General features: G+C 62.5%; 11 protein-coding genes. 5 read left to right on the top strand and 6 right to left on the bottom strand.

The features are described 5' to 3' along the window. Positions 1-8 precede the first annotated feature (8 nt). Positions 9-1,199, bottom strand: a complete 1,191-nt coding sequence (locus CLV84_RS06650; RefSeq protein WP_104418934.1) for a molybdopterin molybdotransferase MoeA — start codon at positions 1,197-1,199, stop codon at positions 9-11. Positions 1,200-1,365: 166 nt separating this feature from the next. On the opposite strand from CLV84_RS06650, the gene CLV84_RS06645 reads away from it, so the two are divergent. Next, positions 1,366-1,923 carry a hypothetical protein gene (locus CLV84_RS06645; protein ID WP_104418933.1) on the top strand — a complete coding sequence of 186 codons (558 nt, stop codon included), beginning with the start codon at positions 1,366-1,368 and terminating at the stop codon, positions 1,921-1,923. A 148-nt stretch (positions 1,924-2,071) separates the two neighbouring features. After that, the gene (locus CLV84_RS06640) at positions 2,072-3,274 is read left to right on the top strand and encodes an acyloxyacyl hydrolase (RefSeq protein WP_104418932.1); all 1,203 of its coding nucleotides are present in this window, start codon (positions 2,072-2,074) and stop codon (positions 3,272-3,274) included. Here CLV84_RS06640 and CLV84_RS06635 read toward each other — a convergent pair. Next, positions 3,240-5,054 (bottom strand): UbiD family decarboxylase, encoded by a 1,815-nt coding sequence (locus CLV84_RS06635; protein ID WP_104418931.1) that lies wholly within the window; start codon positions 5,052-5,054, stop codon positions 3,240-3,242. The genes CLV84_RS06640 and CLV84_RS06635 overlap by 35 nt on opposite strands. Before the next feature lie 233 nt (positions 5,055-5,287). On the opposite strand from CLV84_RS06635, the gene CLV84_RS06630 reads away from it, so the two are divergent. From CLV84_RS06630 to CLV84_RS06620, 3 genes are all read left to right on the top strand, one after another. Beyond that, entirely contained in the window at positions 5,288-6,502 is a 1,215-nt protein-coding gene (locus CLV84_RS06630; RefSeq protein ID WP_104418930.1) for a cytochrome-c peroxidase, read from the top strand. A 308-nt stretch (positions 6,503-6,810) separates the two neighbouring features. Continuing rightward, positions 6,811-7,536 carry a sulfotransferase-like domain-containing protein gene (locus CLV84_RS06625; protein WP_104418929.1) on the top strand — a complete coding sequence of 242 codons (726 nt, stop codon included), beginning with the start codon at positions 6,811-6,813 and terminating at the stop codon, positions 7,534-7,536. Between the two features lie 7 nt (positions 7,537-7,543). Beyond that, positions 7,544-8,440 carry an aminotransferase class IV gene (locus tag CLV84_RS06620; protein ID WP_104418928.1) on the top strand — a complete coding sequence of 299 codons (897 nt, stop codon included), beginning with the start codon at positions 7,544-7,546 and terminating at the stop codon, positions 8,438-8,440. Between the two features lie 177 nt (positions 8,441-8,617). Here CLV84_RS06620 and CLV84_RS06615 read toward each other — a convergent pair whose 3' ends face one another. From CLV84_RS06615 to CLV84_RS06600, 4 genes are all read right to left on the bottom strand, one after another. Further along, on the bottom strand, positions 8,618-9,256 hold the full coding sequence (locus CLV84_RS06615) for a DCC1-like thiol-disulfide oxidoreductase family protein (protein ID WP_104418927.1): 639 nt from the start codon (positions 9,254-9,256) through the stop codon (positions 8,618-8,620). A gap of 285 nt (positions 9,257-9,541) precedes the next feature. Continuing rightward, entirely contained in the window at positions 9,542-11,104 is a 1,563-nt protein-coding gene (locus CLV84_RS06610) for a carbon-nitrogen hydrolase family protein (protein WP_104418926.1), read from the bottom strand. A 112-nt stretch (positions 11,105-11,216) separates the two neighbouring features. Then, positions 11,217-11,432 carry a helix-turn-helix transcriptional regulator gene (locus CLV84_RS06605; protein WP_104418925.1) on the bottom strand — a complete coding sequence of 72 codons (216 nt, stop codon included), beginning with the start codon at positions 11,430-11,432 and terminating at the stop codon, positions 11,217-11,219. Then, positions 11,429-11,818, bottom strand: coding sequence for a hypothetical protein (locus CLV84_RS06600; RefSeq protein ID WP_104418924.1), 390 nt, complete (start codon positions 11,816-11,818; stop codon positions 11,429-11,431). Before CLV84_RS06600 ends, CLV84_RS06605 begins: the two co-directional genes overlap by 4 nt. Between the last annotated feature and the right edge of the window lie 207 nt (positions 11,819-12,025).

Below are 12,025 nucleotides of genomic sequence, written 5' to 3'. Positions count from 1 at the left end.
GGAGCGAATTAAAAGAACCGGAGGGGTAGATACGGAAAGTAATGGCCCGGCAAAAAGTTAGCGCGGTCGGCGGGCAAAACCAGGAATCCGTCGCTAGCCGCCAGGTTCACCAGGTCTCCGCTCCCGTTGTTGGATACCGGCCGGGCGCCTTCCCCTTCCGTGGTTTGATCGAGCCGTACGGAGCGGAATAAAGTCAGTTCGGGCGGAAAGTCCACGGCTTCGAGCAGGCGCACGGACCGGTCCGGCCGGGAAATGCCCAACTGCTTACGTAACCAGGCGCCGACGTAGGCCACCGCGCCGACCAGGCTCGATGCCGGATTACCGGGCAGGGCGAACACCATGGTAGCGGCGTCGCGGCCCACCCACAGCGGTTTACCGGGGCGCTGGGCTACGCGGTGGAACAGTTTTTCGATACCCGCCGCCGCGAGCCAGTCGGGAACGTGGTCGAGCTTCCCCTTCGATACGCCACCGCTGAGGAGGACCACGTCGTGGTCGCGGACCAGCTCGACCAGATCCGCCCGCCCACCGGCCGGATCGTCACCGAGGTGCCCCAGGGTCGGCTCGATCCCCACAGCCCGGAAGAGGGCGGCCAGCTGGTGGACGTTGGAACTGCGGATCTGGTGTGGGAGGGGATCGCGGTCTACCGAAACGACCTCGTCGCCGGTGGACGCGATCGCTACCCGCGGCCAGCGGCTGACGGTTACTTCCGCCACGCCGTAGGTTGCCAGCACGGCCATTTCCGCGGGACCGATCACCCGCCGATCGTCCAACATACGATCGCCGGCCCGGGCATCGGTACCCCGGCGGTGGATGCTGGTTGCGTCGGCTATTCCGTCGGGCAAGACGAAGGCCTCCCCGTCCTGGCGCACATCTTCGTAGCGAATCACCGTCGTCGTACCTGGGGGCAGCGGCGCGCCGGTCATGACCTCGACGCACTGATCGGTGGCCGCTAGCGGTCGGGGAGCGGTACCGGCGGGGGCCATGTGCGAGACGGGGAAGCGGCGCTGCCCGGCGGCGTAGGCAGCGTAGGCGATGGCCACCCCGTCCATGGCGACCCGGTCGAAGGGGGGCTGGTCGCGGTCGGCGGTCACCGTTTGCCGCAGCACGCGGCCGGTGGCCGTGGCTAGCGGAACGGTTTCTTCTCCCCAGTCAAATGTCGGTGCCAGGGTAAGCGCCAAAGCGGCAGGATAGTCGAGCATCGTAAAGCTTTAATTGAATGAAGGTAATCACCAGCGGTGGGCCCGGAGCGATGGAATCAGCTTATCGGAGTTGCTGAACAATGCGTTGTCGGGAGCGGGCGTTAGGTAGCGTCATTCCAGTAACCGGTTCCTCCGGCTGGGGAGGAGCGTACCGCATTAGCCTGTTATGCATAAAGCGCACCTCTCCTTCCTGCTCTTCCTACTACTTTCCGGGGTACTGACGGCCCAGTCTATTAACTACCGCGCGTTTGAGTGGGATGTAGTGCGGCTTGGCTACGCAATCCCGGGCGGGGAGCGCTTCGACCTGGCGGTAGCCATGGGGACCGAAGTTCGCTACAACGCCTCCGACCGCACCTCCATCGGTCTGCGCAACGAACTTTTAGCCTCCATCTCCGATCCTGACCGAGGCGCTTCCGACATCGGGACCACGCTCAGCGTGGTCGCCGTCGGCGATTACTACCTGCGCACGGAGGGTAATTTCCGCCCCTTTGCCGGACTCGGCTTCGGCGGATTTGTCGGTACGACCACCACCTACGACGACAACGGCAATAGGATGGACGAAGGAGATCTCCAACTCCATTCGGCGCTGGGGCTGGTACCGCGCCTTGGCCTTGAGTTGAGCCACTTGCGCATTGCGGTGGAGTACAACCTCCTTTTCGGTAACCAACTATCCGACTACGTAGGTATCATGATCGCCCCGACCCTGTTCGGCGGGCCGAAATAGTCTTCACCGGTGTGGCCCCGGCAATCCCGGGCGTCCATTTACCGCCGCTGGCACCGGGTCGACATTTCTTTTCGAAAGCGCCGAACCCCGAAAGCCCCGCTCCCGTAGCATAGCGGATCCCGGCCACTAAGGGCGGCTTCCGCCGCCCATGCGCCAGGCCCTCCTCGTCGTACATCTCCTGTTCCTGATCAGCGCGATCGCCACGGCGCAGCACGACCGGAATACCGCCGACAACCGGCGGCCATGGACCGTGACCGCCGGTCACCAAGTGGGGATGCTCCTGCCCGTGGAGCCCTTCCTACGGGGCGAAAACCTGAGTGGTGCTCCCCTCACCCGCTTCGGTGCCACTACGGCGAGCTTCCTGGTGCGGACGGCCGGCCACCGGGAATGGGAACGGCGCCACGGGCGGCCGGAACTTGGCTTCGGACTGACGTTTCTCCACTACCACAATCGCCGGGAACTGGGCCGGCCCGTCGCCCTCCACCGCAGCTTTTTGGCCCCGCTCTGGGAACGTGACGGAATCCGGTTGGCCTACGGTGCCGATATCGGCCTGGCCGCCGGCTGGCGACGCTACGATGCGGACCGCAACCCCTTCAATAAGCTCATCAGCACTTACCTCACGGCCTACTTTCGCCTGCGGGTGGCGGGTAAGGTGCCGCTGAGCGATCACTTCGCCCTGCAGCTGGACGCCGGGCTCACCCACGTCTCCAACGGCAACGTCAAGCGGCCGAACGCGGGGCTGAACGCCGTGTCGGCCGGGATCGGCCTGCGCTACGCAATTCGGGAAGTGCCACCGGCGGTGCTTCCGCCCCTACCGCGGTTCTCCCCGTATACGGACCTCAGCATATCCTTCTTCGGCGGTGTGGAGAAGCGACTCTACCAAACCGAAAACTTACCACCATCGGAGAAGTACCGCGGCCTGACCCACGGGCTGGGCGGAATCGCGGTGACGGTGGGTAGACGGCTATCCTACGGCTCCAAGATTGGCCTGGGTGGCTCCCTGATGTACCACGACGGGAACCGCGTGTCGGCCTGGACCGAAGACGGGCAACTACACCATCACGCGGCGGGCTCCGTGGGCGACCGACTGCGGCTGGGCGTCTTCCCCTCCTACGAACTGATATTTCACCGCTGGTCGGTAATGGTGCAGGCGGAGTATTACGTTGTCGCGCCGGGTGACATGAACCCCGTGGATCGCTTCCGGCAGCGCCTCGGCCTGAAGTACCGGCTCTCCGATCGGGTGTACCTCGCCACCCTGGTCAACGCCCGACAGTTTAGCGTGGCGGACTTCGTAGAGTGGCACGTCGGCTATACCCTTACCGGAAGCCGGCGGCGTGGAGGATCCGACTAGCGCTTTCCACCGCCTTGGGATCGGTGACCAAGCCCGGGGCGTGCCACGGTTTAATCCGGGCGTCGATCACTACGGGTCCGCGGCAGCCCCAGTGCTTATGCTCGGTGAAGGCATCGATGCCGTGGATATCGTGGCTGGGGTTGCTGCGCGTGAAGGTGGCCCAGACGAAGTTGGCGAAATCGGCGGCCAAAAACTCACTGTCGTCGCACACCACGATCAATGGCGTTTGTTCCAGGAGCTTTTCACCCGCGCCCCGGCGCAAAAATGGTTCCAGCGTGGCGTAGCTTTCCGTTCCCGCGAAGGGCGGTCCCTCTACCGCCAGGATGCCCGGCGCGACCATGCGCGGACGGGAGAAACCTTCCGGCAGGTCGAGGGCAGCGGGCACTTCCGCGGACAGCGTGCGCCGCACCGGCCCCCGACAGGCCCAGATGAGCTTGGAGCCCGCGTTCCAGCCGGAGCCGGAATAATCGAGGGTATCGATGGTGGTGCGGGTCTGGAAGTGGAGGTCGCGGGTGGGGTCGAAGCGTTCGAGCAGGTGGCGGAAAAAGGCGGGCTGGTCGTTGGCGTCCAGCTCGGGGTCGTCCTCCTCGGCGGCGATGAGGCAGTACTTGGCGAGGCTGGTCTGCCCGCTGCCCAGAATGCGGTTGGCCTGGGTGATGATCTCTTCGGGCACCTTTTCCCGGAAGGGCATGTAGCGCTCCGAGCCGATGGCCAGCAGCAGGGGGTGGACGCCGGCTTCGTCCACGGCGTTGATCTGGCGGATGCCGGGAAACTCCCCGGGGGTAAGGTCCTTGACGATCTTGTGGATGAGGTAGCCGAAGCTGGAATCCTCGGCCGGGGGGCGGCCCACCACGGTGAAGTGCCAGAGGGGATCTTTGCGGTGCCAGACGGTTTCCACGTCCATGACCGGAAAGTCGTGCTGCAGGGAGTAGTACCCCAGGTGATCGCCGAAGGGGCCCTCGGGTTTTTTCTCCCCCTTGCGGATGGTGCCGGTGATGACGAAGTCGGCGTCGGCGGAGAGGAGCCAGTCGCGGTCCCAGGCGTAGCCGAAGCGGCGACCGGCGAGCATACCGGCGAAGGTCATCTCGCTGAGTCCCTCGGGCAGCGGCATGATGGCGCAGAAGGCGTGGCTGGGCGGTCCGCCGATGAAGACGGAGCAGCGGAAGGGTTCGCGGGAGCGGTTGTATTCGGTGTGGTGGACGCCGATGCCGCGGTGGAGTTGGTAGTGCAGGCCGATCTCCTTATTGGTCGCGTACTCATTACCGGTAAGCTGGATGCGGTACATCCCAATGTTGCTCTCCATCGGTTTGCGCCTGCCGGGGGGCAGGGTGCACACCTGCGGCAGGGTGACGAAGGCGCCGCCGTCCATGGGCCAGGACTTAACCAGCGGGAGCTGGTCGATCGTCGTTTGGGCGTACTGGACGGCGGGGCGCAGGTGCCGGCGGGGCAGGGCGGAGAAAGCGGTTTTTGGTGTCCCGAGGTAGCGCAGCGGGTTCTTCGCCACGCTTGCCGGGTCGGCCTTGAGTTCCACCAGTTTCTTAACGCCGGGCAGCGTATCGCGGAAGAGGAAGTCGGTGCGTTCGTAGGTGCCGTAGAGATTCGATACGGCCTGGAAGGGGCTTCCCTTAACCCGCTCGAAGAGCAGGGCCGGGCCGCGGGCGTCGAAGACTTGCCGGTGGATTTCGGCCATTTCCAAATCGGGGTCGACCTCGGCTCGAATGCGGAGAAGTTGACCGGAGCGTTCTAGGTCGTCGACGGCGTCGCGCAGGGAAGCATACATGCGTGGTAAATAGGCGATGCGGGTACTTGGTTGCGCGGGGGCAGTCGGGGTACGGTAAAATAAATCTGTTAAATATGACCTAAAGCGCTAACGAATGGGCCCGCGCCATCGTCCATGTACTGACATTGCAGTGACACTGGTCTTGCAGTGCCGTGACTTTCCCCGTATCTTCCTTCAGCGGTTGATGGTTCGCGCTCTCCGCACCGGCCTTCGTACCACCCACACCCTCCCCTATGCGCTACCTCCTCCCCCTAGTCGTTGTCTCCCTCACGTTCTCGGCCTGTCTGGAAGACGAACGGAACGAACCCGCCGCCCTCGCCGTGGCCCCCTTCACCGCCGAGGAACTCGCGGTACTGAATCAGGAACTTACCCTCGGCAACGTGACCTTCGAACGGGAAGTGGCGTTACCCGACCACATCGCCATAAATACGGCCGGCCAGTCCACCCTGGCTATGGATCCCGCCGACCTGACCAAGGCTCTGCTCGGCCGGGTCCTCTTCTACGATACCCAGCTATCGGCCACCGGAGAGACGAGCTGCGCCACCTGCCACAAACAGGAGCTGGCCTTCGGCGACGACCTGGCCTTCAGCAAGGGCATCAACGGCGGGCACACCAAGCGTAACAGCATCGCCCTGGCCTCGGTACCCTCCTTCGCCACCGAGGTGAGCGGCTACGGGGAAACCTCCACCGACGGCAATTCCTTCACCGAGGGCAGCGTCGCCTTCTTCTGGGACGAGCGCGCCGCCACCATCAAGGAGCAGAGCACCCTCACCATCCAGGACCGGGTGGAGATGGGCCGTGACCTCAACGAGCTGGCCGACGATCTGAAACGCCAGGAAATGTACCGCATCCTGAGCCGCAAAGCGTTTGGCAGCGAAAACCTGACCGGGGACCGCATCACCCTGGCGCTCGAAAAGTTTTGCGCCACGATTTCCAGCATGGATTCCCCCTTCGACGACCTGATGGATGCCGCTTTCGGCTTCGTCGGAGCCCCGCCCCTGGAGGCCTTCTCGGAGGATGAACTCCACGGGCAGCAACTGTTCAACGATAACTGCTCCAGCTGCCACGGCACGAACCTTACCCAGCCCTTCGTGGCCATCGCTAACAACGGCCTCGACCGGATCTCGGCGGACGCCGGCGTGGGCGAGCACCGGGGTAGTGCCTTCGACGGAGTATTCAAGGTACCCTTCCTGCGCAACGTCGCCCTCACCGCGCCCTACATGCACGACGGCCGCTTCGCCACGCTACGGGAAGTGGTGGATCACTATAGCGAGGGCATCCAGGACCACGGCAATCTCCACTTCAACCTCCGCGAGAACTTCAACGGCGCCCCGCGGAAAATGAACTTCACCGAAGCTGACAAACAGGCACTCATCGCCTTCCTGGAACTGACCACCGACCGCTCCGTTTTGGTGGATGCCAGCCTCAGCGATCCGTTCCGGCGCTAGCGAGCGGAAAACGCCTAACGGAGAGTACCCCCGGCCGAATTGACCGGGGGCACGTTACCACTTCTTCGGTAGTCTGATGTCTTAGACTCAGTGGTACAAGATACTATAGGCAGCGGTGAAACTAATACACCTGGATCAAATGTCCAAACACGTGATGTGCCGGGGGCACCGGACCGCGGCTAGCTCGCCGGCGCGATCGGGCAGCGCTTGCAAAACTTACCCTTCTTGAGGTATTTCTCGCAGCATTTCTTCTTCTTACCGTCCTTGGATTTTTTCTTACCCGCCTTTTCCTCTTTCTTCGCCATTGTATGGAAACCCGCAGCCGGATAAATCTCTGGTCATCGCCGCGTAATATTAGCACGGCCCTGATGTACGCCTTCGCCCAGCGCGCGGATACCACGGTGGTAGACGAGCCCCTCTACGCCCACTACCTGGGCCACCAGCCCACCGAGGCCGATCACCCGGGGCGGGAAACGATCCTGAAAACCCAGAACAACGACGGCAACGCCGTCGTACGGCAAATGGTGGAGGGAGAATACACCACCCCCGTAGTGGTCTTCAAGCAGATGACCCACCACCTCATCGAATTGCCGCAGGACTTCCTCTTCCAGATGGTCAACGTGCTGCTGATTCGCGACCCGCGCGAGATCCTCGCCTCTTTCCACCAGGTGATCGATAAGGTTACCGCCCGCGATATCGGTCTGCCCCAGCAAGGGGAGCTCTTCGACCGCCTGGCCGTGGCCGGCACCCTGGCCGCCGTGGTGGACGCCCGCCGCCTGCTGGAAGATCCGCCGGGTGTGCTGGAGCAACTCTGTGAACAGATCGGCATCGGCTACGACCCGGCCATGCTGAGCTGGGAAAAAGGGCCGAAAGCCTACGACGGCAGCTGGGCCCCCTACTGGTACGCGGGGGTACACGAGAGCGTCGGTTTCCGCCCCTACCAGCCCCGGGCCGTAGAACTATCACCGACAATGGAGCGGGTGGCCAAGGAGTGCCTTCCGGTTTACCAGCGCCTGCTCGAACACGCTATTTAATCCCCCTATGCTACAAGGTTTCAACCCCGCCAACGAAAATATCAAGGTCTACATCGACGGAAAACTGCTGCCCCGCGCCGAAGCGAAGGTCAGCGTCTTCGACAGCAGCGTACAGGGCGGCGACGCGGTCTGGGAAGGATTACGGGTGTACGACGGGCGGGTATTTTCCTTGGATGCCCACCTCGACCGGCTTTTCGACTCCGCCCACGCCATGTGGTTCCAGGGATTGCCGACCCGCGCTACCGTGGTCGATGCGATCAAGCAAACGCTGGAAGCTAACGGCATGCGCGACGACGTCCACATCCGCCTCACGCTTACCCGCGGGGAAAAGATCACCTCGGGCATGGACCCCCGGCTCAACCAGCGGGGATGCACCCTCATCGTGCTGGCCGAGCACAAGCCCCCGGTGTACCCGGCCTCGATCACGCTATCCACCAGCTCGGTGCGCCGCAACAGCCCGATGAGCGTGGATTCCAAGATCCACCACAACAACCTCATCAACAACATCATGGCCAAGATCGAAGCCAACCAGGCGGGAACGGACGCGGGCCTGATGCTGGATAAGGACGGTTTTGTATCGGAGGCGAACGGCGTGAACGTTTTCTGTATTCGCCGCGGAAAGGTCCGCACACCCTGGGCCGATTACTGCCTACCGGGCATCACCCGGGCGACGGTGCTCCAGCTCTGCCGGGATAATGGCATTCCCTGCGAGGAGGGGCGCATCTCTCCCAGCGAATTCTACGTCGCCGACGAGGTTTTCACCACCGGCACGATGGGCGAGCTCACGCGCGTACGGGCCATCGACGGGCGGGAGATCGTGAATAAGCACGGGGAATCGGTGCTCGACCGGGTGCAGGACCTGTTCCGGGAGCTTACCCGGGTGGGGGGGACTAAACTGGTTTAGGCCCCTTCAAGGCCAAGGCGTTGCACGCCGAGATTCCTTATCAGTGAAATAAGACATTGAACGCTCGTGGGAGACTCGCTGGGCAGTGAGCTCCAAGGTCGAGGCGTTCTACGCCGAGATGCTACCGGAGGCGACCCGTGGGCGGACGAACTACGCTACGCTCCGTTCGGCAGACCACTAAGGATTGAGGCGACGATGCGCTTCGTAACCGATGAGCAGGCTGGCACCGATTGGGGCGACGGGGGCGGGCAAAACGTATAGCGCCACGGCTGCCAGGAACAGCACCGTAGCGTAGTGACCCAAATAGCTCAGTCGATCGGGAGTTAGGTAGAGGCCGACAATGCCACCTATGATGGCGATTCCGCCGAAGAGGGTAGGCAGCCCGAGGCAACCCGTTATTAACAGCATCAGCGCGATATACGTCCAACGCCACCCGACGTGGCGATCGGGAGCGCAATCGAAGCCCGCAGCCGGGGCGTGGGTACCGGCGATCAGGCGCCGGTTGTAGGTGATGATCTTGTACAGCGGCGTCAGCGCCATTCGCAAGAGCGGACTGCGCAAAATGGGCTTGAGTACCGGCATTCCGCCAGCCATTACCCGCGTCATGGCATCCAGGCCGTAGTAGACGGTACCGGTTGCGGGATCCACGAGGGGAATTTCGTGACGGGCCCGATCGAGGTCTAGGCCGGGAGCTGCCCCCCGCTCCCCCACCCCGCTGAAGGCGGCGCGATCGCACCAGCCGGCGCGTTGGAAACCCGCGGTATACGCCTTACACATCGGACAGGCATCATCGTAAAGGAGGGTGGGAACAGCCATGGTCTTCGGCTTTGGTGGACCCTAAAGATACGGGGCTTTGCCCTTACTTTCAATATTTTCTGAAAGTTTTGAATGTTTTCTTAGGTCGGTCCCTCTCCCTTGGTTCCGGAGCTCCAGCTACAAAATGGCGCGGAGCGCAAGCGGCCCCGCCCCTGCTGATTTGCCTTACCAATCATCACTTGGGAGACACGGGCAGAGCCGGAGCTCCTCCACCCCGACCAGGGGCCCCGGAGCCCCAGCTCCGGGCAGATACCACAGTACGCATGAAGCCGCTAACGACAAACCCTACCGCAAAGACAGATTATACACATCCGTCCGCCGGTCGCGCAGGTTGTGCACGCTACCGTGCACGTGCAGCTCCTTCAGCAGGTCCAGGTCGACGTCGGCGACCAGGATCATTTCCGTATTGGGGGTGGCTTCCGCCTTAACGCCGTTGCTGGGAAAGGCGAAATCGCAGGGGGTGAACACCATCGACTGGGCGTACTGGATGTCCATATTGTGCACCTTCGGCAGGTTGCCGACCGAGCCGGCGATGGCCACGTAGCACTCGTTTTCGATGGCGCGGGCCTGGGCGCAGTGGCGGACGCGGCTGTAGCCGTTCTGGGTGTCGGTGAGGAAGGGAACGAAGAGAATGTCGACGTCCTGCTCGGCCAGCAGGCGCGGCAGCTCGGGGAACTCGACGTCGTAGCAGATCAGGATACCGATCTTTCCGCAGTCGGTATCGAAGGCCTTGAGTTTCTTGCCGCCGGTCATGCCCCACACTTTGGCCTCGTCGGGGGTGACGTGCAGCTTGTAAAACTTCTCCACCGATCCGTCGCGCTTGCAGAGGTAGCCGACGTTGTACAGCTTACCGTTCTCGACGGAGGGCATGGATCCGGTGATGATGTTGATGTTGTAGCTGATGCTGAACTCGCTGAACTTCTTCACCAGCGGCTCGGTGAACTCGGCCAGCTTGCGGATGGCTTCCGGCTCGGGCAGGTGGTTGTAGTCGGCCATGAGGGGCGCGTTGAAGAACTCCGGGAAGAGGGCGAAGTCGGAGCGGTAGGCCGCCACGGCGTCGACGAAGTACTCGGCATGCTCCACGAGTTCGTCCATGCCACTGTACGGGCGCATCTGCCACTGGACGAGGCCGAGGCGCACGACGCTCTTCTCGGTACCCACCTTGCGGGTCGGGGCGGTATAGAGCACGTTGTTCCACAGCAGCAGGGCGGCGTATTCCTGGCTCTCATGGTCGCCCTCGAGGTAGCCCTTAATGATGCGCTTTACGGTAAAATCGTTGGCAAACTGGAAATTGAGCACCGGATCGTGGATGTCTTTCGACTTCACCCGGTCGATGTACTGCTTCGGAGTGAGGTCGTCGGCGTACTGGTGGTACTTGGGCAGTCGGCCGCCGAACATGATGCCTTCCAGGTTCAGCTCCTCGCAGAGCTCCTTGCGGTAGTCGTACATACGCCGGCCGAGGCGGAGGCCGCGGAAGCGGGGGTCTACGAAGACGTCCACTCCGTAGAGGATGTTGCCGTCGGGGTCGTGGGTGTCGAACTTATAATTGCCGGTGATCTCCTCGTAGGTGTGGGTGTCCTTGAACCGGGTGTAGTCGACGATAATCGACAGGGCGCAACCTGCCAGTTGGCCGTTGATGTGGATAGCCACCTGCCCCTCGGGGAACCGCTTGATCAGGGCCTGGATCTCCTCCCGCGCCCAGGCGGCATCCGGCAGCACGGCGTAGGCCTCTTCCATGATGTCGCGCAGCTGCTTGTACTCCCGGATGGTGAGGTACTTCAGTTCTACTTTTTCAATTTCGGGGTGGGCGACGGGGGCTTGTACTTCCGGGGTGTTGGGACTGGCCATTTAGCGGTGGGGTTCGATTGGGGGTAAAGGTGGAGAACAACGTAGAGGGAGGTGGGGTTTGCGCCGGGGCGCGGGAGGCGGGCCGATTCCTGCGCGCCGGCGCCCCGCTACCCTACCCGTTCTTCTCTAACTCGTCCGCTTCGAGGGCAAAAAGATCGTCGACGCGGCTGTTGAGTACGCGGGCAATCTTAAGGGCCAGCAGGGTCGACGGTACGAAGCGGCCCGTCTCTACCGCATTGATGGTCTGCCGGCTCACCCCTACCCGCGCCGCCAGGGCGGCCTGGGAAAGATCGTGGCGGGCCCGCTCAACTTTCAGCTGGTTGGTCATCCGCGGACGCTGAGGATTCGGTAGCAGATAAAGGCCAGCAAAAGGCAGCCGAACACGAAGAAATAGGAGGAGAAAGCTTCCTGGTGCATCCCGTCCGGGTAGGTGATCAGGTAGTTGACCAGGCTGCCAACGACGGTGGTAATGACGAAAGCGTAAGCCAGGGCCTGGAACTTGAGGAAGCGCGTACGCTCGTCCACCATCGGCCGTCCGGAGAAAAAGAGGAACAGCAACCCCATGCCGAGCGTACCGATCAGGCTCTCCCGGTACCAGACGCCGTTGCTGGTCCACTCGTAGCCCAGCGCTCCGAGGGCTAGCAGGATGAGTGCAATGCCGATATAAAAGCTTCCGCTGAAGAAGGGGACGAGGTAGCGCTGTTTGGGGTGCATGGCGTAGGTCGGATGAATTTGTCCTGTAATGTAAAGTTTATTTTACACTTTGTCAAGTTTGCTTCTCTGTTTTCGGACAATTTCTTCGCACTTAATTCGATGAAATCCTACGGCCATGCCCCGACGACCACCGGAGATCCCGTTGTGGGTAACCGGAGAAGGAATTATCAACCACTTTTTTCTCCGGCGCTTCCCCCCCTGCCTCCA

The organism is Neolewinella xylanilytica, from assembly GCF_002934605.1.
Classification (GTDB): domain Bacteria; phylum Bacteroidota; class Bacteroidia; order Chitinophagales; family Saprospiraceae; genus Neolewinella; species Neolewinella xylanilytica.
Note: the sequence above shows the minus strand (reverse complement) of the source record. Positions and strands in the feature narration are given on the sequence as shown.